22 protein-coding genes, 2 tRNA genes and 1 riboswitch are annotated in these 23665 nt (G+C 41.5%); of the genes, 1 reads left to right on the top strand and 23 read right to left on the bottom strand.

The window, feature by feature from the left end:
* Window positions 1-11: 11 nt before the first annotated feature.
* The 19 genes from cysI to P9989_RS13685 form a co-directional block, all read right to left on the bottom strand.
* Window positions 12-1730, bottom strand: a complete 1719-nt coding sequence (cysI, locus tag P9989_RS13595; protein WP_283075432.1) for an assimilatory sulfite reductase (NADPH) hemoprotein subunit — start codon at window positions 1728-1730, stop codon at window positions 12-14.
* A gap of 55 nt (window positions 1731-1785) precedes the next feature.
* Window positions 1786-3633, bottom strand: coding sequence for an assimilatory sulfite reductase (NADPH) flavoprotein subunit (locus P9989_RS13600; protein ID WP_283075433.1), 1848 nt, complete (start codon window positions 3631-3633; stop codon window positions 1786-1788).
* Between the two features lie 90 nt (window positions 3634-3723).
* Complete coding sequence (locus tag P9989_RS13605; RefSeq protein ID WP_283075434.1) at window positions 3724-4542, bottom strand: uroporphyrinogen-III synthase; 819 nt, start codon at window positions 4540-4542, stop codon at window positions 3724-3726.
* A gap of 54 nt (window positions 4543-4596) precedes the next feature.
* Window positions 4597-5331, bottom strand: a complete 735-nt coding sequence (locus tag P9989_RS13610; protein ID WP_283075435.1) for a sirohydrochlorin chelatase — start codon at window positions 5329-5331, stop codon at window positions 4597-4599.
* A 19-nt stretch (window positions 5332-5350) separates the two neighbouring features.
* Window positions 5351-6127 (bottom strand): uroporphyrinogen-III C-methyltransferase, encoded by a 777-nt coding sequence (gene cobA / locus P9989_RS13615; protein ID WP_283075436.1) that lies wholly within the window; start codon window positions 6125-6127, stop codon window positions 5351-5353.
* Between the two features lie 190 nt (window positions 6128-6317).
* Window positions 6318-6435: riboswitch (SAM riboswitch) on the bottom strand.
* A 302-nt stretch (window positions 6436-6737) separates the two neighbouring features.
* Window positions 6738-6811: transfer RNA gene (locus P9989_RS13620), tRNA-Arg, on the bottom strand.
* Between the two features lie 35 nt (window positions 6812-6846).
* Window positions 6847-6920, bottom strand: a tRNA-Gly gene (locus P9989_RS13625).
* Between the two features lie 234 nt (window positions 6921-7154).
* Window positions 7155-7682, bottom strand: coding sequence for a metallophosphoesterase (locus P9989_RS13630; protein ID WP_283075437.1), 528 nt, complete (start codon window positions 7680-7682; stop codon window positions 7155-7157).
* A 13-nt stretch (window positions 7683-7695) separates the two neighbouring features.
* Window positions 7696-8292: an XTP/dITP diphosphatase gene (locus P9989_RS13635; RefSeq protein WP_283078919.1), complete on the bottom strand. Its 597-nt coding sequence runs from the start codon at window positions 8290-8292 to the stop codon at window positions 7696-7698.
* Between the two features lie 4 nt (window positions 8293-8296).
* On the bottom strand, window positions 8297-9055 hold the full coding sequence (gene rph / locus P9989_RS13640; protein WP_283075438.1) for a ribonuclease PH: 759 nt from the start codon (window positions 9053-9055) through the stop codon (window positions 8297-8299).
* Window positions 9056-9196: 141 nt separating this feature from the next.
* Window positions 9197-10306 carry a GerMN domain-containing protein gene (locus P9989_RS13645; RefSeq protein ID WP_283075439.1) on the bottom strand — a complete coding sequence of 370 codons (1110 nt, stop codon included), beginning with the start codon at window positions 10304-10306 and terminating at the stop codon, window positions 9197-9199.
* 323 nt (window positions 10307-10629) lie between these two features.
* The gene (racE, locus tag P9989_RS13650) at window positions 10630-11451 is read right to left on the bottom strand and encodes a glutamate racemase (protein WP_283075440.1); all 822 of its coding nucleotides are present in this window, start codon (window positions 11449-11451) and stop codon (window positions 10630-10632) included.
* Between the two features lie 8 nt (window positions 11452-11459).
* The gene (locus P9989_RS13655; RefSeq protein WP_283075441.1) at window positions 11460-11921 is read right to left on the bottom strand and encodes a MarR family winged helix-turn-helix transcriptional regulator; all 462 of its coding nucleotides are present in this window, start codon (window positions 11919-11921) and stop codon (window positions 11460-11462) included.
* A 198-nt stretch (window positions 11922-12119) separates the two neighbouring features.
* Window positions 12120-12344: a helix-turn-helix domain-containing protein gene (locus P9989_RS13660; RefSeq protein ID WP_079530455.1), complete on the bottom strand. Its 225-nt coding sequence runs from the start codon at window positions 12342-12344 to the stop codon at window positions 12120-12122.
* A 95-nt stretch (window positions 12345-12439) separates the two neighbouring features.
* A complete protein-coding gene (locus P9989_RS13665; protein ID WP_283075442.1) occupies window positions 12440-13090 on the bottom strand; it encodes a response regulator transcription factor in 651 nt (216 codons plus the stop codon).
* Window positions 13087-15408: a sensor histidine kinase gene (locus P9989_RS13670; RefSeq protein WP_283075443.1), complete on the bottom strand. Its 2322-nt coding sequence runs from the start codon at window positions 15406-15408 to the stop codon at window positions 13087-13089. Before P9989_RS13670 ends, P9989_RS13665 begins: the two co-directional genes overlap by 4 nt.
* A gap of 122 nt (window positions 15409-15530) precedes the next feature.
* Window positions 15531-16295 (bottom strand): succinate dehydrogenase iron-sulfur subunit, encoded by a 765-nt coding sequence (gene sdhB, locus P9989_RS13675; RefSeq protein ID WP_283075444.1) that lies wholly within the window; start codon window positions 16293-16295, stop codon window positions 15531-15533.
* A 15-nt stretch (window positions 16296-16310) separates the two neighbouring features.
* Window positions 16311-18062 carry a succinate dehydrogenase flavoprotein subunit gene (gene sdhA / locus P9989_RS13680; protein ID WP_283075445.1) on the bottom strand — a complete coding sequence of 584 codons (1752 nt, stop codon included), beginning with the start codon at window positions 18060-18062 and terminating at the stop codon, window positions 16311-16313.
* 57 nt (window positions 18063-18119) lie between these two features.
* Window positions 18120-18740: a succinate dehydrogenase cytochrome b558 subunit gene (locus tag P9989_RS13685; protein WP_283075446.1), complete on the bottom strand. Its 621-nt coding sequence runs from the start codon at window positions 18738-18740 to the stop codon at window positions 18120-18122.
* Window positions 18741-19027: 287 nt separating this feature from the next.
* Between P9989_RS13685 and P9989_RS13690 the strand changes: the two genes are divergently transcribed.
* Window positions 19028-19462 (top strand): DUF2507 domain-containing protein, encoded by a 435-nt coding sequence (locus tag P9989_RS13690; RefSeq protein ID WP_283075447.1) that lies wholly within the window; start codon window positions 19028-19030, stop codon window positions 19460-19462.
* An 11-nt stretch (window positions 19463-19473) separates the two neighbouring features.
* On the opposite strand, the gene uvrC is transcribed toward P9989_RS13690, so the two are convergent.
* The 4 genes from uvrC to P9989_RS13710 all read right to left on the bottom strand — a co-directional run bounded on the left by uvrC (window position 19474) and on the right by P9989_RS13710 (window position 23663).
* On the bottom strand, window positions 19474-21261 hold the full coding sequence (gene uvrC / locus P9989_RS13695; RefSeq protein ID WP_283075448.1) for an excinuclease ABC subunit UvrC: 1788 nt from the start codon (window positions 21259-21261) through the stop codon (window positions 19474-19476).
* Between the two features lie 136 nt (window positions 21262-21397).
* A complete protein-coding gene (trxA, locus tag P9989_RS13700) occupies window positions 21398-21712 on the bottom strand; it encodes a thioredoxin (protein WP_079530463.1) in 315 nt (104 codons plus the stop codon).
* Window positions 21713-21880: 168 nt separating this feature from the next.
* Entirely contained in the window at window positions 21881-22861 is a 981-nt protein-coding gene (locus P9989_RS13705; protein WP_283075449.1) for an electron transfer flavoprotein subunit alpha/FixB family protein, read from the bottom strand.
* Window positions 22862-22889: 28 nt separating this feature from the next.
* A complete protein-coding gene (locus P9989_RS13710) occupies window positions 22890-23663 on the bottom strand; it encodes an electron transfer flavoprotein subunit beta/FixA family protein (RefSeq protein WP_283075450.1) in 774 nt (257 codons plus the stop codon).
* Window positions 23664-23665: the final 2 nt, after the last annotated feature.

Consider the following 23665-nt stretch of genomic DNA (forward strand, 5'->3'; position numbering starts at 1 on the left):
GACCCAAAGGCTTATTTATGAAAATCAAGACCGGAGCTGACTTCTTCAACATAACCAGCTCGAACAACATAATCTCCGAAGTGCTCATTTTCGCGGCGTCTTTTTCCATATTGCAAAAGAATCGGCTTTAACGTCTCTAAGATCTCTTCCTCTCCGATATTCTCCCGATACAGCTTGTTTAGTCGATCCCCGGTGAAACCAGCACCCAAATACATGTTGTATTTTCCAGGAGCTTTACCAATGAAAGCAATTTCACCTAGAGCCGGGCGTGAACAACCATTCGGACATCCTGACATACGAATGATAATGTCTTCTTCCCGGATCCCTGCTTCATCAAGGATGTCCTCGATTTTGTCTAGTAGTACCGGAAGATATCGTTCCGATTCAGCCATCGCCAGCCCGCATGTCGGAAAGGCGACACAGGCCATAGAATTTCTGCGTAGGGCGGAATTTTGTTTCCCATCCGTTAGTCCATATTTATTGACTAGTTCCACGATCTCGGGCTTCATTTCTTCCGTGACGTTGGCGATAATGAGATTCTGGTTTGGGGTAAGCCTGAAATCTCCAGTATGAATCTTTGCAATCTCTCGCAGTCCAGTCATTAACGGATAATCTTCTGAATCATTAATACGGCCATTTTGGATAAACAGATTTAAATGCCATCTTCCACTACCCTTGATCCAGCCATAGTGGTCGCCATTATGCTCAAAGTGGTAAGGTTTTGCCTCCCCAAGGTCCCAGCCTAATCTTGCTTGCAGTTCATGAACAAACCACTCGATCCCATATCTATCAATCGTGTACTTGAAGCGCGCGTTCTTTCGCTCTGAGCGGTTGCCATAATCTCGTTGAATCGTGATGATCTGCTCTGCCACCTTTACAATTTGATTAGCTGGACAGAAGCCAATGACTCGTGATAGTTGAGGATATGTAGTTGTATCCCCATGAGTCATCCCCATCCCTCCTCCTACAGCAACATTGAACCCTACTAGCTCTCCATCTTCCATGACCGCAATGAAACCGAGATCTTGAGAAAAAATGTCCACATCATTAGACGGTGGGACCGCGATACCGATTTTAAATTTTCGTGGCAAGTACACAGGACCATACATTGGCTCTATATCACCTTCTGCTTCACGGCTGTCCAGCACTTTCTCTTCGTCAAGCCATATTTCATGGTAGGCTTTTGTCTTTGGTAATAGTTCTTCACTTAAATTTTGTGCCCAACCATAAACTTCTGTGTGAATGTCTGATTGATCTGGATTAACATTGCACATCACATTTCTGTTCACATCACCACAAGCAGCAATGGTATCTAACAGGGCATCATTGATTTCCTGCATACTTTTTTTCATATTCCACTTTAAAACCCCGTGTAATTGAAACGTCTGTCGGGTTGTCAGCTTCAGAGTTCCATTTCCATAAGTGTTTGCGAGGTTATCCATAGTTTGCCACTGACGGGGAGTTGCCACGCCTCCTGGCAAACGCACACGAACCATGTACTGATAAGCTGGTTCCAGCTTTTGCTGCTTCCGTTCATTTCTTAAGTCCCTGTCATCCTGCTGATAGCTTCCATGAAACTTCAATAACTTTGTATCTTCATCAGGAATTCCCGCCGTAATGCGATCTGCAAAGCTTTCTGCGATTGAACCACGCAGGTAATTACTGTCATCCTTAATCCTCTCCATGTCACTTGGGGATCCATGCAGGTGAGTATGTTCCTTTTCCGTCATGAAAAATCTCCTTTCTATCAAACTGCCACTCTACTTTTATAAATTTAGATCATTCTTAATATACATCACGCTGGTAACGTTTCTGCTTACGCAATTCAGCTAAATATGTTTCCGCTTCCTCTATACTCATCTGTCCTTCTTGCTCCAAAATAGTTAACAGAGTAGCTTCTACGTCTTTGGCCATGTATTTTTCGTCACCACATACATAAATAGCAGCTCCGTCTTGCAGCCATTGATACAGGTCGTGACTTTTCTCCAGCATACGATGCTGTACATAGACCTTCTCAGATGTATCACGGGAAAAGGCCACATCTACTCTGGTTAGAATCCCTTCCCTGAGCCACCTTTGCCATTCAACTTGGTAAAGAAAATCGGTGACAAAGTGCTGATCTCCAAAGAATAACCATGATTCCCCTTCAGCACCTGTTTCTTCGCGTTCTTCAAGGAAAGCCCTGTAAGGAGCAACCCCTGTTCCGGCCCCGATCATAATGACTGGAGTATCCGGATTTTCAGGAAGTTTGAAATTTGAATTACGTTGAATAAAAACCGGCAGCGTGTCCCCAGGTTGTGATCGTTCCGCACACTGTCCGGAGCAGACACCCGTTCGTTTGCGCCCATGTGCATCATACCTCAGCGCCCCGACCGTAAGGTGTACCTCATCAGGATTCGCCTTTAAACTACTCGCAATCGAATAGAGACGAGGCGGAATTTTGCGAAGAATCGCAGTAAATTCTTCTGCCGTAACATTCCAAGGGCCAAAATCCTGGACTAAGTCAATAAGATCCCGCCCATATAAGTAGGCTTTCAATTGTTCCTGATTATCTGGCATGACAAGCTTATTCAGTTCTTCATTTGCAGAAAGCTGTCCTGCTTTTTCAAGCAACGGTTTTGTTAACCCGGTAATTTCGAAAGTTGAAGTTAAGGCGTCACGCAATGGCCGCAATTCCCCTTGCTTGTTTACAGGAACAAGCTCTTCAGGGTCCCATTCCAACTCTTGGATCAGTTTAGCTACAAGAGCAGGATCATTTTCCGGAAAAATCCCGAGACTGTCACCTGGTTCAAACTCAAAATTCGCGCCTTCTAGATCTAATTCAAGGTGGCGATTCTCTTTGTTTGACCCTCGGCCATTTAAATTCAAATTTTCCAGGATTTCTGCCTTAAATGGATTTGACCTGGAATAGACCGACTTTCTAATGGATGTGTTTGTTTGCTCTTGCTGAGAGCCTTGCCCCTCCTCTGTATTCACCTGCTTCGCATTATTTAATGTAGCTAGGACTCCGTCAAACCATTCCTCTGCAGGCTCCTCAAAGTCCAGGTCACAGTCTATACGAGGATAGATCCTTTTTCCGCCTAAATCCTCCAGTTTTTTATCAAAATCCTTGCCAGTTTGACAAAAGAACTCATAAGAGCTGTCTCCCAAGGAAAGGACGGAGTATCTGAGGTCATCTAATGCTGGTGCTCTTTTGCTATGTATAAAATCATAGAAAGCCATCGCATTGTCAGGGGGGTCCCCATCACCATGAGTGCTCGTCAGGATAAGTAAATCCTTAACCTTTTTTAAAGACTTGGGTTTAAAGTCATCCATGTCTGATAGTATTACCTTGTAATCTTGCTCCTTCAGCTTTTCCGAGATTTCCCCAGCCAGCGCTTCACAATTTCCAGTGTGCGAACCGAAAAGAATTGTCACTTCACGCGTTGCGGTTTGGTCGACTGTTAGTGAGGACGCTTCCGTCCCTGAATCATTTCCAGTATCTGGTTCGGCTGTTACCGTAGATGCTGCCTGGGAACTAGCTAAGTATCCACTTAACCATATTTTCTGGCTTTCTGTCATCGACGGCAGAACCTGATTTAACAAGTCTGCCTGCTCTTGTTTAAAGGGACTATTCATTACCTGGAACTGCAAATATACCCACCTCACAAAATTCTGTTTAATTTGTAACTAGTAATAGCATCACGTTCATTGTTTTGTGTGAATGTCCTTTCTCACACCTAATCAATGGTTGTACAAGGCTATTTGTCGGACGTAACGTTCAAGAGCTACTACCATCGGCCCCATTTTGGGCTGATCAGGCTTAAGAACATTCAGCACCCCATTTCTGTTTAATTCATTTGCTGTCACTTTCCCAACCGCCACTGCCAACACCTTGTCGTTGAAAGCCTGAATGATTTCATGTTTGTCGCGACTTTTCCCAAATAAATTATTGACCTGTGTTTTACTTGTAAAGACAACGGCATCAAGTGATTGAGTTATGATGGCATTTTTAAGATTGTGTAACACCTCGGGAATTGGTTCTTCATAGGAATAAGGCTGAGACAGATAAACATGACAGCCAGCCTTCTCTAATTCCTCCTTGAGCTTTGCATCATCCTGACTATAAACTTGTAAAAAAACCTGGGTCTGCTTGCGATCTATTTGTTCATCGGCAAATGTTTTCAGGATACTTTCCATTGTCCCATCTTCGGAGACCAGACTGACTTGGACAGCATTGCTCTTACACCAATTCAGTGTCTTTTTCCCGCGAATTGCTACTCGCGTTTCATTTAACTTTTCAATAAATGATGAGTAAAGCCCCACTTCTACTGAAGAGTCAGCCAAGGTTTTAGCTCCTATACCTGTCGTAATAATGGCCCAATCAAATGGTTCAAAAAGAAAATCCTTTATATTCTGTTGGCTAGTTTGTTCGTTTAACGTTTGTTTTCCTTGGATGGGATAAACTACCGGTTTTCCGCCTTTTTTCTGGATCAAGTTTCTTAATGACTCAGCACTTCGATCAGCAGCGACTCCAATAAGTTTTCCATCTAACCAGTTCATAACTCGTACTCCTTTCAATTAATTCCTTTCTTTCGCTGCTGAAGAATACATCAATTAGCCTCGCAAAGCTTCATTGACCCGGTCAGTCAAAGCATCAATCATAATGGGATGGTTACCAAGATATTGACACAACACCACCTGTTGACCTTTCTTCTGTACTTCATTGATTTTGGCTTCCATCGAACGCATAAGCAGCCCGGTAAACCATAGGTAGGGAATCACGAACGTTTGTGACCATCCTCCACGCTTAGAAGTTTGCAAACCATCATGAAAAGAAGGTGAACAGGCAGCTAAATAGCTCACATCGACATTAGCTGCGTCCGTTTTCGCCCTTAATTTACGTGCGATTTGTTCAATTGAATCTTTAGTCTCTGGATGACGGCTGCCTCTTCCAACTAGCAAGATGTTCATGTCTGATTGGTTGGGTACCTTTTTTTCCTGCACACGTTGAACCAAAATATCAATCACCCGATCCTGGACGCCGATCGTTCGTCCGTAAACGAGGTGAACTTGCGGATAGCGAAGTTTCGCTCGATCGATCTCTTCCGGTATATCACTGTAGTAATGACCTGCACTTAGCAATAAGACAGGTATAATAGCAACCTTCGTTGCTCCACGCCGTACAAGGTTCTCAATTCCTTGAGCCATATCCGGTTCTGCCAGTTCTAAGAAGCACGTTTCCTGAAGAGGAACGTCTACCCTTTTTTGGACGGATTGAAGGAAGGAAACAGCTTCTTTACGTGCCTTCTCAACTCGGCTTCCATGACTCACATATAAAACTGCTTCCATGCAAATATCTCCCTCGCTTTCACCCTACAATTGATGGCACATGAGTTTCTGTCTTGTTCTCAAGCTGTTCAAACCATTGCAGCTGTTCCCTCAGCTTCACGACCTTTCCCACAATAATTATTGAGGGATTCTTGAGGTCATTAGCCTTTTCTACAATATTCCTCAGGCTCCCTGTAACGGTACGCTGATGTGCTGTAGTTCCCCACTCCACCAGAGCTATCGGCGTTTCTGGGGGACGACCATGGCGGATGAGCCGCGCACAAATTTCGGGTAGCTTTTTCACACCCATATAAATACACAAAGTATCCATGCTTTTCACAACGTGCTCCCAATATTCTTCCTGATCATATCCATGTTTGTTCACCCCTGAAAGAAAAGCTACAGACGAGCTATAGTTACGATGTGTGACTGGAATACCAGCATAAGCTGGGGCGGCTACCCCAGACGATATTCCGGGAACGATTTCAAAAGGAATCCTATTCTTTGCTAATTCTTCCGCTTCTTCCCCACCTCGCCCAAAAACGAAGGGATCTCCTCCCTTTAAGCGGGTTACTGATTTACCTTGTAAGGCAAAGTTGCAAAGAAGTCTATTAATTGTTTTCTGATCCAAAGAGTGATTATCAGGCCGTTTACCACAATAAATCAGTTCAGCTTCATCCCCCGCTTCATTCAGTAATTCGGTGTTAATCAACCGATCGTATAAAATGACATCTGCTCGCTGAATGGTCTTCAAGCCCTTCACAGTTATTAATTCTGGGTCACCTGGTCCAGCACCGACAATATAAACTTTATTCATAAGTCCCCCCGGGTTCTCCTTGCACATGTAATTCATTGTAGTCCAAGGTATTTAGTTGGGTATAACGAAAACATCTTCCCGTATATATCTTCCTTCAATCCACATAACTCTTAGCGTTGAACACTAAAAAACCTCTCTTCTTATCAACGATAAGAAGAGAGGTTTTAACACATAAATTTAGCTACCTATCTCCTTATCTTTCAAATGCCGGAGCATCTGCTGGAATTGGCACAGTTTTCTGATGATCAATCATCAGACCCGTTGCCGAGGCTTCAAAGGGCCAGTCCCTCCACCTCTCACGATAAGAATGTGAAAATATGTTATTGAATTATTGGTATATATACTATCCACGTTTAGAAAAAATGTCAATAGAATATGGGAAAATTAACAACATTTAATATTTTCTGCAACAAAAATCGGGCAACTTATTTACTATTCGTGCTGAAGAAACTGCGGTTCTCAGTCCCTTAATGTATCCAACCTATTCTAACTTATTGGTTGCGATGTAATTGAAGCAACTAGTGCATACTGCTCAGCTCGAGTATTTCTTTTTTAAAACACAAAAAAGCCAGAATCCTTATGTATTAAGGATTCCGGCTTTTTCTTTTAGCGTCCCAGGCAGGATTCGAACCTGCGACCCACAGCTTAGAAGGCTGTTGCTCTATCCAGCTGAGCTACTGGGACAAGTCATAAGATTGTAGAATTATGTAGGATTAGAGTGGAGCGGGTGAAGGGAATCGAACCCTCATCATCAGCTTGGAAGGCTGAGGTTTTACCACTAAACTACACCCGCATTTACATTATATCATTAGCCACGTTTGGTCATGCCCTTACCTCTGCTAGCTTAGTCAAAGAAGTTGATCGGGCGGGCAACTCGAAGAACATTCGGTGAAGTTTCGCTCGTGGCTGAGGTTTTACCACTAAACTACACCCGCAAAACAATAAAGTTAATGAACGATTTATTTTTTCCGACAAGGATAATTATAGTAAAATACCGTGTCTTTGTCAACAACTCCGCAGCAAAGAGTTAATTCTTTGCTGCTAGAGATGTTTCCAACCTTAACTCTGGCATAGGTTTCCCAGTCACGTGATAATATTGAAGTTCGATCTTATCAAGTGTTTCCCATTCCATGATGGCGTAGGTCGGTTCTTCACGGTCCCTCGGCAATCTGGCACTGCCTGGATTAATGAACAGTTTGTCTTTCACTTTTTCTGCCCCTGCCATATGTGAATGTCCAAAACAAGCTACCTGAGCACCAAGTTCCTCTGCCCGATACGATAGTGGCATTAACGTTGACTTAATTTGGTGTAAATGGCCATGAACAACCAAAATAGTTAAATCACCAATAGACACTAATTGTTCATTTTCCATGTCGGTATCGAAATCACAATTACCTTTAGCGTAATGAAAACCTTCCAACTCTTCAGACTGGTAGCCGAGTTCTGAATCACCACAATGAATGAGCGCATCCACTTCATAACGGTAACGCTGTTTAATCTCCATCACTTCATTGGTTAATCCGTGCGTGTCACTAATAATTAGCACTTTTGGCATTACAAACACCTCTTTATGATAGATCCTGCAACCATTGTTCTATTTTTAGGATAGCATGCTTTCGGTGACTAATTGAATTCTTTTCCGCTGATGTATACTCTGCCATTGTTCGATGAGAATCACTTGGGATAAATATTGGGTCATAGCCGAAACCGTTGTTACCTGCTGGCTCCATAGCAATCCGCCCTTCACAAGTACCCCTTTCCACAAAAGTTTTATGGCCGGGACGTGCAACAGCGACTGCACATACGAAACGTGCTGTACGATCGTGTGCTGGAACGTGGCTCAATTCATCCATAACTTTTTCGATGTTCTTGCGGTCATCCTTGTCTTTTCCCGCATAACGAGCGGAGTAAATACCAGGAGCACCGTTTAGAGCATCAATTTCAAGACCGGAATCATCGGCAACGACAGGAATTTGGAATTGTTCAGCAATTGCCTCGGCTTTGATGACTGAATTTTCCTCAAAGGAGTCACCATCTTCAACTATATCAGCTATCTTCTGATCAAAATCAAGCAATGATTTTACTGTTATATGATATTTCGAAAACATCTCATCAAACTCGTCAACTTTACCCTTGTTTTTTGTGGCAATAACTAATTCTTTCATCGGATTATTTCTCCGAAACTGCTGATGATGTTTCAATGACATCAGCCCATTTTCCAATTGCATCTTTTTGCAGTTTAGTAAGCTCTGCCACTCCTTCTTGGGCCAGGGATATCATCTTCTGAAGTTGTTTCATTGAAAAAGTGGCTTCTTCTCCTGTTCCTTGAAGCTCCACAAATTCCCCTTGACCTGTCATGACAATATTCATATCCACATGGGCTTTGCTATCCTCTTCATAACAAAGATCCAGAATTTCTTCGCCATCAGGGAGGACTCCCACCGAAATAGCTGTTAAAAAGTCAGTCACAGGAAGCTTTTTTAATACTCCTTTTTCAACTAACTTGCCAAACGCAAGTACAACCGCAACGAAAGCACCAGTAATCGATGCTGTTCTCGTGCCGCCGTCTGCCTGAATCACATCACAATCGACCCATAAGGTACGTTCACCTATACGATCTAAGTCAACTACGGCACGTAAGGCGCGACCAATAAGACGCTGTATCTCCATCGTCCTCCCGGAAACCTTTCCCTTTGAGGATTCACGAATATTTCGCTGTTCTGTAGCACGTGGCAGCATCGCATATTCTGCTGTAATCCAGCCTTTTCCCTGTCCGCGTAGAAATGGCGGGACCCGGTCCTCCACACTCGCATTACAGATCACTTTCGTGTCCCCGAAACTTATTAATACAGATCCTTCCGGGTGCTTCACATAATCCGTTTCGATTGTAATTTCCCTTAATTCATTGACTGCACGTCCGCTTCTCATGGCTATGTCCTCCCTTTCGTTCTCTACAACTATACCTAGCCCATCTTAACATAAAAAAAGGTCTATATACAGATTACACTCTTTGCTGCCTTATGTAAAAATGGGCCACTACATCATTATAGTGACCCGTGATTTTCATTTTTATAAACTTCCAGGTTCATTTGCTCCATTAATATCTGAACGTGTTACAGGTTCAGCCAGCGGCTCCCCTGCTTCATTTAAAACTTGTTCGACCCCTTCAACTTTTACTTCAACCGCTTCCACATCATTCATATTGGTTAAGCTCATGACAAGGCTGGCGAGAGCTTGTTCAGACACCGCTTTAGATTCTTGTCCATTTAACAAAGCCTCATTGAAGGTTACACTCAACACCCCTTCATTGAGTTCAGCACTTGTGGCTTGAACGCCTTCATTGAAAGGTTGAAGCAGGGATGTTCCAAGCGCTGGTCCATCGAGGAGGGTCTGTACTAAAGAAGTGTACAAATTACCCTCTGTACTTACTCTCGTGGTTACCGGGACTTGATATACTTCTTCGTCACCTTGTTGAGATGGGAAGTAGACCGTTACGGCTTTACTTCCCACAACATCCGTTTGGTCACCAACATGGACATTGATCCCGTCCGAGCGGGAAACTCCTCCATTGATCGGAGTCCCGCTCACAGGCATTTCCTTAAGTTCATGTCCGTTGATCCATAACTTCATTCGATCTACATTATCAAACTGTGTAACTGTAAAGGTCATTGCCTGCAAAATCTTTTTTTCTTCGTTAGGCTGGTAATTTTTAAATTCTTTTGAGACATCCACGACCATCGTGCCATTATCCTTTAGATTCAATCCTAAAATTTCAGTTCCAGCCGGTAATACCGCCTTAAAGCCGGTTGGTAATAAACTTGAGATTGGTCCATCTTTAACTAAGTATTCTAGGGCTTGTGTAGCTACCTCTTTAGAAGCTGGCAGTTCTACCGTCTGAGGGACAACCATCCCATTAGAATCAATTAAAAATAATTCTCTCGCCACTGTTTCTGCTGCCTCTTCTGCTTCCTTCTGACCTTCTCCTTCAACACTTTCCTTGCCACTGCCTTTTTCTGGTGGTGACTCCTTTGTATTCGTTTCAGGAGTCGCTGCCGTCTCCTCTTCTGGCGGAGCATCCATCTCCTCTAATGATTGCTCCCCTTCAAATAAACAACCCGACAGCAATCCTGTACTTAATAGTACGGCAATCGATAAGGGTTTAATTCCGCATGTTTTCATGCTATTCCCTCCCATGATAGTTTGTACTACCATATATACGAGCTGTAATAAAGTTTAGACCACTGATTTTATGTTGCAAGACAAGATTTTCTAGAAAATGTGTTTTTGTCAGGGGCAGCACTTAGTAGACTCAAGAAAGATTCTCTTTCGAACTTACATAAATAACCTTCAAGATCTAAAACGAAACTTGAAGGTTAATCCTTTCAGTCTTTATTAAGATATACTTTCGATACAGGCAGAATAGGTAATCAGCTTGTCTATTACTTAATCAAGCCTTCCAAACGTGGAAAAATAACAAAGTATTCACACGGCTTTCAAGCTAGCTATTTTGCTGTCTTTTCGAATTGTTCAAGTTCAATAAGCTTTAAGACTTGGATCGGCTCTTCAAACCACCTATTGGCCACCAGCCTGAATTTTTCCATATCTCCTGTTGTATAAAATTCATGCACGGGGGTACTATCTCCCTGTTCTAAAACATTATGGTAGGCCAGAATTAAACTAGTTTCACTAGCGGTTTCCTCTCCAGAGCTTATCACGTTAATGTGGCTTCCCATTTCCTTCTGCACTAAATCCTTTATAAGTGGGTAATGAGTACATCCGAGAATTAATGTATCAATATGGTTCATCTCTTTTAAGGGTAACAAAGTCGAGCTAACAATTTCTTCTGCTTCCGGACCCTCTAAAATACCGTTCTCCACCATAGGAACAAAAGGAGGACAGGCGAGACCATTTACTCGCATAGAATGGTCGATTGCCTTGAGTGCTTCTGGGTATGCTTGACTTTTTATTGTACCTTCTGTCCCAATTACACCTATCCGTTTATTTCTACTGCTCTTGATTGCTGCCCGGGCTCCTGGTTCAATTACACCAATTACCGGGATCGGCAATACGGACTGAAGTTCATTTAATGTGTAGGCGGTCGCTGTATTACAAGCAATAATGAGCATCTTAATATCGCGTCGCATGAGATAATGAACCATCTGCCATGTAAATTCTTTCACTTGATCTTTTGGCCGTGGTCCATAGGGGCATCTTAATGTGTCACCCAAGTAAATAAATTTTTCTTTGGGGAGTTGACGCATCAGTTCACGGGCTACGGTCAATCCTCCAACTCCTGAATCAATCACACCTATCGGCTTTCCCATGAAATCCCTCATTTCTGTTTTTCCTTAGATGTCTCTCGCATATTTTCATGAAGTACATGTAATAAGTGGGTTAATTGTTTAACCTCATCGTCCGAAACATCCTTAAGAACGTCTTGTAAATAGTTTTGGCGTTTTTCTATTACCTCATGAATAATTTGTGTACCTTTTTCTAAGAGATGGGTACGAACAATCCGACGGTCCTTCGAGTCGCGAATCCTCTCCACCAACTCATTCTTCTCCAAACGATCGACGAGATCCGTCGTAGTGCTACAAGCTAAATGAAGATGAGTAGATAGTTCGCCAATTGTCAAATCTCCTTTATCGAGCAGCCACTGTAAAGCTACAAACTGTGGAGTAGTTATCGGGTAGTGATTTAAAATTTCACGTCCCTGCTGCTTTATGATACCTGATATGTACCGTAATTCTTTCTCAACATCTGCAATCGATGATGTGGCCTGCGATTCTGTCACAACCAGCACTCCTCACACAATAAAATGTATTTCTAATACTGCTGTTCTATTTAAAAAAATTCAAGAATTTTTATCAAATTGTCTAAAAAACGTCAGAAAATTGCCTTTTCTTGTTAAAAATCCTTTCAGGTATGGAGTGAAATCATTCATCCATTACCTGAAAGGCCCTATCCATTCCTCATACCAACACATCTACATTTAGAGTTCAAGTTCTCCCATCCGTAATAACTCGACTACGGCTTGAGATCTTCCTTTTACCCCAAGCTTCTGCATTGCATTTGAAATGTGATTCCGAACTGTTTTCTCAGAGATAAACAGTTCATTAGCAATTTCTTTCGTAGTTTTGTCTTGCACTAGAAGCTCAAAAACTTCTCGCTCTCGCTTGGTTAGAATTTGTGTTGGCCTGTAGCCGTCTTCCTTCACAAGCGTACCCCTCCCTTGTTGTCTAGCTATTATTTTGAGGGGAATTATTTAGTCATCATATCTTATGTGCGAAAACATGGCCTCGTGTCGGCCGTTTACGATTTAGATACCAGTCCAAGTTCCTGCGCTTTGAATAAGGCCTCTGTCCGAGACTTGACAGTCAACTTATTAAAGATTCCCGTTAGCGTGTACTCCACACTGCGCTGAGACATGTGCAGGGACTGAGCAATTTCACGATTAGTTAGCCCTGAGGCCACTTCCTTTAGGATAGACTGCTCTTTTTCATTAAGGGAAGGCCCTGCTCCTTCCCTCTTATTAACGGAGTGACTAATGCTCGCTTCCGATCTTCGCAGCTGTTTAAATAAGTGAAGGGGGATGACCACTTCATCGCGAAGCGCACATCGAATCGCTGTAATCAATTGTTCGCTTGTAGCTGTTTTACTCACAAACCCATTTATATTGGCCTCCACCATCATATTAAAATGGGTATTAAGATCAAAACCTGTATAAATCAAAATGGTTAGATCCGGGGAAGTCCTTTTCAGCCTCTTCGCAAGATCTACCCCGCTAATCCCGGGCATATATAAATCAAGCAGCAGGATATCGTATAACTGATTTTTTATCAGCTCTTCTACTTCGCTTGCCTGATCAGTAACATCTACCTTCATATCTTCCTCTTGTTCAAGCATTGCTTTTGTTCCCGCACCTACTGCGGGATGGTCATCAACAATTAAAATACGGGTCATAGTCCCACCTCCTTTGATAGTACATAAGGAAAGGTAATGATGGATTTAAAACCTTCTCCTGGCGCAGTTTCTATTTCAAGGTGACCGTTTAGTCCGTTTACTCGTTGTTCTATGCCAGATAAGCCAATGTGAGAAAATAGATCTCTTTGAAGGGAGTAATCCATCCCTTGCCCATCATCGGAGTATAACAGCATAATTTGGTGTTGGTTGCTAGATAGACTTAGCTTTACAATTTTTGCATTTGAATGTTTGGATGCATTGGTTAACAGTTCCTGTACGACCCGAAAAATAGTTAATACGTGCTCTTGATCAAGCTTCGCGTCAAACCCGTCACTTGTAAAATATACCGTGAAGTTTGAACGTAATTGATACTGCTCAATTAGATTTTCCAGGGAATGAACCAAACCCATCTCTTCAATAAACGCCGGACGCAATTCATTACATGTTTCACGTATTAGGTGAATACTATCTAAAAGTGATTCTTTATAAATGGTAAGCTCTGCCTCTAACGTCTTCGACAAGTCCGACCTTTTATTAATTAAATCATCCATTCTTCTGTACAAGTATAGCTGTTCCTGTAAAACTGTATCGTGTAGATCAATCGAAAGCTGTTTTCTCTGATTCTCTGCAATCGTAAATACTAATCTAGAGAGCCAGGTGGGAGATTTATGAGTTGGATCACTTCTTAAAGTGCGTAATTCTTTAACCAGATCTTCAATCAAGTTCATATTCTCTATAGCAATATTGGCATTATGAGAAATGGTCTGTAAATACGTCTTTTCATCTCGGTTTAGATTCGTATAATCCTTCTTCCCTCTGCACCAAAGCATGGTCACCTTATCTAAAGTAAATCCTACAATTACACCAAAGCCTTTATCTGTTTCCAGAATTGATCCAATATCATATTGCCGGTTCGGAAAATAGTCGTCAAAATGATCCAGTATGTCAGCAGGGATCGGGTCATATACACAATACATTTTCCGGTGATTATGAATAGAATATATATACATTTCCCGTACTTTTAAGACGTTTCCTATTTCCTTTCGCATTACCTTCATAAGATCAACAGCATTCGACTGTTCTTTCATATCTTTAGACATCCTGTGCATACTTTCTTGATAACTATATTTAGCCACAAACAAGAATTTTTGCAATCGGAAGTCCAGCCCTTCTTTTATTGATAACAATAAAATAAGCAGAACATGGATACCCAGATAGATTTGTAAATAATGAATCATTGCAATTTCTTCCCTTACATAAATAGAAAAAATGCAAGGGATTAGAATACTTGGAAGCGCAGATAACAATGCGTAATAGCGAAGACGACCTATCACAAAGGTTATATCAATTAACCTTTCCCTCGTTACTAAATACATAAATGTGATGGGTAAGGCAATTAAAAATAAAGCACCTATTTCCAGGGGAATAATCTTCTCCTTAATCGTCAATGCAGGAATTAAATATAGGAAAATATATGGAAAGAAGGCTACTGACATCCCAATACTCATATACTTAAAAATAGTTCCTACAGATGTATCCTTGTAACTATGCAACCCTTTAAAAATGATGAAAAATAATACAATATACAGACCAAGCAATGTAAAAGGAGGCACATTGTAAAAGAAACTCGGATAATTAGTCGTAATCAGAAAGTAACTTTCCAGTACAGTTATCAAGCTGACAAGCACATACAAAACTTGATAAACTTTTTTTGAGAACCAATATACTTTTAGCTCAGAGAAGTAATTATAAAGGAAATGGATGAGTACGACGGGTGATATTAGAAAGAGAATAGAATTAAGAAAAATACTGTACAGATCATCCCGAACTGCTCCACTATTACTTAAATACCCTAAAGCTATTAGCAAAAAATAGAGCATTAACTGATTGGCCGAAAAACGTTTAGCCACTTTTTTCTCGACAATCCTGGAGATCCAAAATGCTGCAATTAAAAATAATAAAGGTAAAAGAATAAATAATGTCCAATGCAGCAAGGTAGACTCATTAATTGAGGAATAGGTCACTTTTTTGTCTAACTTTTCAACGGTAAACGATTCAACACTTTCCAATTCATGGAACATACGCACCGTGTAATAATCCTCAGGTGATTTTCCTTGCACTGACGTTAATACCGCTCCCGCTTCTACTCCATTTTCATCTGCCCATGAGCCTTCTTTAATCTGTGAGATGACCCAGGCACCGTTTTGACTTCGTTCTAAATCAATTCCAATTAAAGGTTGAGAAAGAGAAATCAAGGTAATATAGCAAGCTGAAAGCAAAATAAAGGATACGAGTACTGTTTGTTTCCAATTTGACATGCGAATATTCACCCCATGAATTCAATCCTATTTATTATACTATGACATTCTAATAGATTAAACAAAGAAGTGCCATAGCCTAACAGTAAAGTTAGGCTATGGCACTTCTATAGATTCATTTATTAAACGCGCTCGTCACTTCCGAAAAAGCTCTTGAATGATTCGATGGCTGTATCACGATTTAGAGCAGCAATTGAAGTAGTCAAAGGAATTCCTTTTGGACATGATTCCACACAGTTCTGTGCATTTCCACATCCCATTAGCCCTTCCTCGTCCATAATTGTCTGCAATCTTTCACTCTTATTCATCGCTCCTGTTGGGTGAGCATTTTTGAGACGAACTTGTGAAAGAGATGCTGGACCAATAAAGTCAGACTTGCTATTGACGTTAGGGCAAGCTTCTAAACAAACCCCGCATGTCATACATTTAGATAGCTCATAGGCCCACTGACGCTTGCTTTCTGGCATTTTTGGTCCTGGCCCAAGATCGTAAGTTCCATCAATTGGAACCCAGGCTTTGACTTTTTTCAAGGAATCAAACATGCGGCTCCTATCGACGGCCAAGTCGCGATTTACGGGAAATGTCGTCATTGGAGCTAATTTGATAGGTTGCTCCAATTGATCAACAAGTGCTGTACAAGATTGTCTTGGCGTTCCATTAATCACCATGGAACATGCGCCACAAACTTCCTCCAGGCATCCCATTTCCCAAAATACGGGCGTTGTTTCTTTCCCGTCAGCGTTCACTGGATTTCTACGGATCTCCATTAATGCGGAAATAACGTTCATATTTTGGCGATAAGGAATGTTAAAGGTTTCTTCGTAAGGACTAGATTCGGGATCGTCTTGGCGCGTAATGATAAACGTAACCGTTTTATTTTCGCTCATGATCATTGTCCTCCTTTATTTACTTTTCGAGTAATCGCGCTTTCGCGGCTCGAGTAGAGATGTGTCTACCTTCTCATAGCTGATCACAGGTTCGTTATTTTCTCTATCATAACTTGCTATTGTTGTTTTCAAAAACTCTTCATCATTACGTTCAGGGAAGTCTGGTTTGAAGTGAGCCCCGCGGCTTTCGTTACGATGGTAAGCACCCTGAGTAATCACACGAGCTAATTGAAGCATGTTCCATAGCTGACGTGTAAACATCGCTCCCTGGTTACTCCAGCGAGACGTATCGTTAATATTAATTCGCTCATACCGCTCCATAAGTTCAACGATCTTTTCATCTGTTTTAAGCAGCTTGTCATTTTCGCGAACAACAGTCACGTTATCTGTCATCCATTCACCAAGCTCTTTATGGATTTGGTAGGCATTTTCATCCCCATCCATACTCATAATCTTTTCAAATTTCTCTTGCTCTTCTTTAACTTTCTCATCGAATAGAGATGAGCTTATGTCATCAGCTATCGTATCAAGACCTTCTGTATATTTCGCTGCATTAGGTCCTGCTACCATTCCGCCAAAAATGGCAGACAGCAACGAGTTTGCACCCAAACGGTTTCCACCGTGCTGACTATAATCACATTCTCCGGCAGCAAAAATACCAGGAATATTTGTCATTTGATCAAAATCTACCCACATACCACCCATGGAATAATGAACAGCAGGGAAAATTTTCATCGGTACTTTCTTAGGGTCATCCCCTACAAATTTTTCATAAATTTCGATGATTCCGCCTAACTTAACATCTAACTCCTTAGGATCTTTATGAGATAGGTCAAGATAAACCATGTTTTCACCATTGATTCCGAGTTTCTGATTCACGCACACATCAAAAATTTCCCGTGTAGCGATATCACGAGGAACAAGGTTACCATAAGCTGGGTACTTCTCTTCTAGGAAATACCATGGCTCACCATCTTTATATGTCCAGATTCGTCCACCTTCACCACGAGCTGACTCACTCATAAGACGCAGCTTGTCGTCTCCTGGAATGGCAGTTGGGTGAATCTGAATGAATTCACCATTTGCATATTTTACCCCTTGCTGATAAAGAGAACCAGCAGCAGAACCTGTATTGATTACAGAGTTCGTCGATTTACCAAAGATAATTCCAGGTCCACCTGACGCCATGATCACAGCGTCCGCCGGGAATGCTTTGATTTCATGATCTTTAAGGTTCTGTCCAACGACTCCGCGACCAACACCATTCTCGTCAATGATTGCTGAAAGGAATTCCCAGTTTTCGTATTTAGTCACTAAGCCATTTACTTCATGACGGCGAACTTGTTCATCAAGAGCGTACAACAACTGTTGTCCAGTTGTAGCCCCGGCAAAGGCTGTACGGTGGTGCTGTGTTCCGCCAAAGCGTCGGAAATCAAGCAGTCCTTCAGGTGTACGGTTAAACATTACACCCATACGATCCAAGAGATGAATGATGCTTGGCGCAGCATCGCACATGGCCTTAACGGGTGGCTGGTTGGCTAAAAAGTCACCACCGTAAACAGTATCATCAAAGTGTTCCCAAGGTGAATCACCTTCACCCTTCGTATTAACTGCACCGTTAATGCCGCCTTGCGCACAAACAGAGTGAGAGCGCTTTACCGGCACTAGTGACAGCATATCGACATGTACACCTTGCTCTGCTGCCTTAATAGCTGCCATAAGTCCCGCAAGACCTCCACCAACTATAACAATATTTTTATTAGACATGATTGAACCTCACTCCCTTAACTTTCAATAGATCAACGTTGCATTAAGAAAATTATGTTAAATACCGTAAGCGAATTGAATCAGCGTACGAACACCTACATAAGAAATAGCTACGAAGATGACGATACTCGCATACGTCATGATACGCTGAGAACGTGGAGAGACTGTAATCCCCCAGCTGACAAAGAATGACCAAAGCCCATTAGAGAAGTGGAATGTAGTTGAAATGACACCTACTATGTAGAACCAGAAAAAGAACGGTTCACTAAGAATGCCTTCCATCAACTGATAGTTTAGGTCTGCCCAGCCGAGTCCAATGGCAATTCGTGTTTCCCATACGTGCCACGCAATAAAAATAAGCGTAATAATCCCAGTAATACGCTGAAACATGAACATCCAGTTTCTGAAATATCCAAAGTTCGACAAGTTACTCTTCGCTGTGAATGCAATATATACTCCGTAAATGGAATGGAATAAAAGTGGTAAAAAGATAATAAAAATCTCCAGTACGTAACGATATGGCAAGCTCTCCATAACATGAGCTGCCGAGTTAAACGCCTCTGGTCCACGAGTTGCAAAAAAGTTCACAGTTAAGTGCTGAAGCAGGAATATCCCAATGGGTAGTACTCCTAATAATGAATGTAATCTCCTGTTAACATATCCGCGCGTTCCTGCCATGTTTACCCCCCTCGAGATGATAACGATTAATGTATGTACATTTTTCAGAAAGTGAAGCGCTTTAAAAACGCATATTAAATATAGGAAAACCCCTTTTCCCAACAAAAAACTGGCAAATGTACAATTTGTGACACGTTTATTGTACTTCTATCATTTCATAGCGTCAAGAAAACGAACTACAATTTGATTAAAAATACACATTTTTTCTAAATTGATAAAATGTAAGATTACTGTTGCTACTTTTATAAATTCAAGCGATAATAATTGTGTAGAAAGGAATGAGCGTCATGAGAGAAACAGCTAAGCTATCCACTCAAAACATCTCATCGCTAGTGTCTACTGGCGCAGGGTTTGATTTGCTGCGTTACTATACTTTGCCCGACTTTCTCGGAAAAGATGCCCCATATCTCTTATATTTCATGGGGAAAAATATAGCTCGCGAAACAACCCTTGAAACATGGGAAGACCTTTATGAATTTTTTCAATATATGGGATGGGGCGAACTCAAGCTGATCAAAGAAAAGAAAAAAGAAATCATATTTCATTTATCAGGACACATAGTCGAGAAGCGTTTAACACAGAAACTACACAATGTTGATTTCCGGTTAGAGAGTGGATTTTTAGCCCAGATGATCCAAATCATTACCAGTGATACATATGAATGCTTTGAGCAGATAAATAAAAAAGAAAATGCGGTTGAAATAACTGCGATTAAAGGATAGAAGCCACCTGATTACTCAGCTGGCTTCTCTTCATTTAGATGTCTTAATATTTGATCCGCTACCGGTTCAGGTATCCCTAAGCGGGTTAAATCTACAGGCGCAGCCTCTTTAATCTCTTTGACAGATTTGAAATGGCGTAACAGCAATCTTCTTCGCTTCTGTCCCACTCCTGGTATGTCATCAAGTTCTGATTGAATAGCACCTTTACCGCGTAACTGTCTATGAAAGGAAATAGCAAAGCGGTGCACTTCGTCCTGAATTCGCTGAACTAAATAAAACTCCTGTGAATTTCGATCTAAATCAACGAGAACCGGTGGGTCTCCATACAAAAGCTCGCTTGTCTTATGTTGGTCATCCTTCGCCAATCCACACAAAGGAATATCCAGCCCCAATTCATTTTCGAGAATATCCATAGCTGCACTCATCTGGCCTTTCCCACCATCGACTACAATGAGATCAGGTAAAGGAAGTTCCTCTTTTAGCACACGAGTATACCTTCTGCGGATAACTTCACGCATCGTATCATAATCATCAGGACCCTTGACGTCACGAACTTTATACTTCCGATAGTCCTTTTTACTTGGTTTTCCATCAATAAATGTAACCATAGCCGAGACGGGATCAGTTCCTTGTATATTAGAATTGTCAAAGGCTTCAATACGGTGAGGAGTTTGTATATTCAGCTGGTTTCCGAGCGACTCCACAGCCTTAATCGTCCGCTCCTCATCTCGCTCAATTAAAGCAAACTTTTCTTCGAGAGCGATCCCTGCATTTTTCCTGGCTAACTCAACTAACTCTTTCTTTCTCCCTCTCATAGGAATGAGAACCTTAGTATCGATTGCTCCTTCCAGCACCTCTCTGTTTGTCCCTACAGGCACAAGAATTTGCCTCGGATATGGGTGATTCTGATGCAAATAGAACCGTCCAACATAACTAAGAAATGTCTCTTCTGGAGCATCAAAGAACGGAAACAAAGCTACATCACGCTCAATCAATTTACCTTGTCTTATGAAAAAGACCTGAACACACATCCATCCTTTATCATACGAATAGCCGAAGACATCACGGTCTACTTCATCATTTAAGGTCATTTTCTGTTGCTCCATGACTGATTCAATATGTTCAATTTGATCTCGTAATTCTTTTGCTCGTTCAAAGTCCATTTCTTCAGAAGACTTATACATTTGCTGTTGCAAATCTTTCTTAATTTCTTTGTGGCCTCCATTTAAAAAGGACGTAATATTCTGCACGATTTCCTGATTTGTTTCTTTTGACACTGGAAACTCACAGGGACCCAGGCATTGATGCATATGATAATAAAGACAAACACGATCGGGCATCGTGTTACATTTTCTTAGTGGATATAATCGGTCAAGCAGCTTTTTAGTTTCTCTGGCTGCAATCACATTAGGATAAGGACCATAATACTTTCCTTTATCTTTCTTAACCTTTCTTGTAACAATCAATCTTGGATGTCTTTCAGCCGTAACTTTTAAATAAGGGTAGGATTTATCATCTTTTAAGAGCACATTGTATTTAGGATCATGCTTTTTTATTAAATTCATTTCTAAAATGAGAGCTTCCATATCAGAAGTTGTCACGATATATTCAAAGTCATTAATTTCCCTTACAAGCCTTTGGGTTTTCCCATCGTGAGCTCCGGTAAAATAAGAGCGGACTCGGTTTTTGAGTACTTTTGATTTACCGACATAGATAATGGTGTCATTCTTATCTTTCATAAGATAACACCCTGGCTGATCAGGCAAAACCGCTAGCTTTTCTTTTATAGTTGCGTTCATGATTACTTCACTCCAACTTATTAGACATCTATAGCCAACCTGCCACACTTCAGTCCTTAGGGGGAGTTATGAATATTTTTCTCCGAAAAAAAGCCACGCTGCAGGGCAACGCGGCTACTACCACTTCTACTTCTCACTAAGAATGTTTAGTAACTAATTCAGCTAGTGCTTCTTTAGGTTGAAAGCCGATTACTTGATCAACGACCTTCCCATCTTTAAAGAGAAGTAATGTTGGAATACTCATAACACCGAACTTACTTGCTGTTTCCTGGTTTTCATCGACATCCAATTTAACGATCTTCACTTGATCGCTCATTTCTTCATCTAGTTCTTCAAGCACTGGAGCAATCATTTTACATGGACCACACCAAGGTGCCCAGAAATCTGCAATAACAAGACCTTCGTTTGTTTCTTCAGTAAAGTTTTGATCTGTTCCTTTTACAATTGCCATCGTTTATTCCTCCTCGATCATGTAGTCTGTTAAGAGTATATCATTTTCTATTTTGAGTGACTAACAATATGTTTTGTAACGATGGAGGTGTCCTGTAGCGGCTAAAACAAATGAGAATATAAAAAAGCCAAAGCAAGTAACGCTTAGCTTTGGCTGCTTCTTCATGAATTATGCATTTACCTTCATTTGTTTCACTTCATCAACAAGCTTTGGCACAACATCAAAGAGATCCCCGACAATTCCATAATCGGCAACGTTAAAGATGTTGGCTTCCGGATCCTTGTTAATTGCAACGATCACTTTAGAGTTGGACATACCAGCTAAATGCTGAATCGCTCCAGATATTCCGCAAGCAATATATAAGTCTGGTGTTACCACTTTTCCTGTCTGGCCAATTTGTAGTGAATAATCACAGTAGCCCGCATCACATGCGCCTCTTGAAGCACCAACCGTACCACCAAGAACTTCAGCAAGCTCTTCAAGGGGTTCGAAGCCTTCAGAACTTTTGACACCGCGTCCACCAGCTACAATAACTTTCGCTTCAGAAAGGTCAACTCCATCAGATGATTTACGAATGATATCCTTAATAATAGTACGTATATCCTTAACATCAACATCCTTTGTAGTTACTTCCCCTTCCAGAGCGTCATTCCTTTCAAGGGATGGAATGTTATTCGGACGAATTGTTGCGAAAACCAGGCCATCCGTGATTTCTTTCTTCTCAAAAGCTTTACCTGAATAAATCGGTCTAGTGAATACAATAGCGCCGTTTTCGGCTGCAACCTCTGTGGTATCTGAAATTAGTCCGGATTCCAGCTTACTTGCAAGTTTTGGTGTTAAATCCTTTCCCTGAGAGGTGTGGCCCATAATAATTCCTTCTGGTGACTCTTCCTCGATTACAGGAAAAATTGCCTGCGCATGACCTTCAGATGTATACGTTTTCAAATTATCGTGTGCAACAGTTATAACTCGGTCTGCGCCGTAGTACACCATTTCCTTACCCATCTCATGAAGGTCTCCGGCACCACTTAGAACACCGATCACTTCTCCTCCATCACTAACAATTCTTGCTGCAGCAATAGCCTCAAAGGTTACATTTCTAAGAGAACCTTCCCGTATTTCTCCGATTACTAATACCTTTTTACCCATAACAAATCTCCTTCCCTGTCTCGAATATTTAAAGTACTTTCGCCTCAGTTTTTAATAAGGATACAAGTTCCTTCACCGCATCTTCAGTTTCACCTTCCAACACTTTGCCTGCCTGTTTTTCCGGTGGTAAGAAGATTTCTGTGGTTTTTGTTTTTGGTTCAACATCCTCTTCGTCAAGATCCAGGTCATCGATCTCTAACTCTTCAAGCGGTTTCTTCTTCGCTTTCATGATTCCCGGCAAAGAAGGATAACGAGGTTCGTTAAGACCTTGTTGACACGTTACCAGTAGTGGAAATGACGTTTCTACCTTTTCTACATCCCCTTCGACATCACGTTCAATGTGAACGGTTTCACCATCAACTGAAATGTTGGTAATCGTAGTTACACAAGCTATATCCAGACGCTCTGCCAAGCGAGGACCCACTTGACCGCTTGCTTCATCGATGGCTACGTTCCCGCCTAGGATGAGATCTACTTCTCGATCAGCAAAAAATGCTTCTAGAATTTTAACGGTTGTAAACTGATCTCCATCTTCCAAATCTTCTTCCGTATTAATCAGTACCGCCTTGTCCGCTCCCATTGCAAGGGCAGTCCGCAGCTGCTTCTCGGATTCCTCTTCCCCAATAGTTACAACGGTAACTTCTCCGCCGTGCTCATCCCTAAGATTAATAGCTTCTTCAACAGCGTATTCATCGTAAGGGTTAATAATAAATTCTGCGCCGTCCTCTTCAATACGACCACTATTGATCGATATTTTTTCTTCTGTGTCAAAAGTACGTTTCAATAATACGAAAATGTTCATTC

Origin of the sequence: Halobacillus naozhouensis (assembly GCF_029714185.1) — a bacterium.
In the GTDB taxonomy this organism is placed as follows: domain Bacteria; phylum Bacillota; class Bacilli; order Bacillales; family Halobacillaceae; genus Halobacillus_A; species Halobacillus_A naozhouensis.

Bases quoted from the DNA above. Each gene is read 5' to 3' on its own strand.
- cysI (WP_283075432.1), bottom strand. From the start codon at position 1,730: ATGACGGAAAAGGAACATACTCACCTGCATGGATCCCCAAGTGACATG.
- P9989_RS13605 (WP_283075434.1), bottom strand. From the start codon at position 4,542: ATGAACTGGTTAGATGGAAAACTTATTGGAGTCGCTGCTGATCGAAGT.
- P9989_RS13610 (WP_283075435.1), bottom strand. From the start codon at position 5,331: ATGGAAGCAGTTTTATATGTGAGTCATGGAAGCCGAGTTGAGAAGGCA.
- cobA (WP_283075436.1), bottom strand. From the start codon at position 6,127: ATGAATAAAGTTTATATTGTCGGTGCTGGACCAGGTGACCCAGAATTA.
- P9989_RS13630 (WP_283075437.1), bottom strand. From the start codon at position 7,682: ATGCCAAAAGTGCTAATTATTAGTGACACGCACGGATTAACCAATGAA.
- P9989_RS13635 (WP_283078919.1), bottom strand. From the start codon at position 8,292: ATGAAAGAATTAGTTATTGCCACAAAAAACAAGGGTAAAGTTGACGAG.
- rph (WP_283075438.1), bottom strand. From the start codon at position 9,055: ATGAGAAGCGGACGTGCAGTCAATGAATTAAGGGAAATTACAATCGAA.
- P9989_RS13645 (WP_283075439.1), bottom strand. From the start codon at position 10,306: ATGAAAACATGCGGAATTAAACCCTTATCGATTGCCGTACTATTAAGT.
- racE (WP_283075440.1), bottom strand. From the start codon at position 11,451: ATGGGAAAGCCGATAGGTGTGATTGATTCAGGAGTTGGAGGATTGACC.
- P9989_RS13665 (WP_283075442.1), bottom strand. From the start codon at position 13,090: ATGACCCGTATTTTAATTGTTGATGACCATCCCGCAGTAGGTGCGGGA.
- P9989_RS13670 (WP_283075443.1), bottom strand. From the start codon at position 15,408: ATGTCAAATTGGAAACAAACAGTACTCGTATCCTTTATTTTGCTTTCA.
- sdhB (WP_283075444.1), bottom strand. From the start codon at position 16,295: ATGAGCGAAAATAAAACGGTTACGTTTATCATTACGCGCCAAGACGAT.
- sdhA (WP_283075445.1), bottom strand. From the start codon at position 18,062: ATGTCTAATAAAAATATTGTTATAGTTGGTGGAGGTCTTGCGGGACTT.
- P9989_RS13685 (WP_283075446.1), bottom strand. From the start codon at position 18,740: ATGGCAGGAACGCGCGGATATGTTAACAGGAGATTACATTCATTATTA.
- P9989_RS13690 (WP_283075447.1), top strand. From the start codon at position 19,028: ATGAGAGAAACAGCTAAGCTATCCACTCAAAACATCTCATCGCTAGTG.
- uvrC (WP_283075448.1), bottom strand. From the start codon at position 21,261: ATGAACGCAACTATAAAAGAAAAGCTAGCGGTTTTGCCTGATCAGCCA.
- trxA (WP_079530463.1), bottom strand. From the start codon at position 21,712: ATGGCAATTGTAAAAGGAACAGATCAAAACTTTACTGAAGAAACAAAC.
- P9989_RS13705 (WP_283075449.1), bottom strand. From the start codon at position 22,861: ATGGGTAAAAAGGTATTAGTAATCGGAGAAATACGGGAAGGTTCTCTT.
- P9989_RS13710 (WP_283075450.1), bottom strand. From the start codon at position 23,663: ATGAACATTTTCGTATTATTGAAACGTACTTTTGACACAGAAGAAAAA.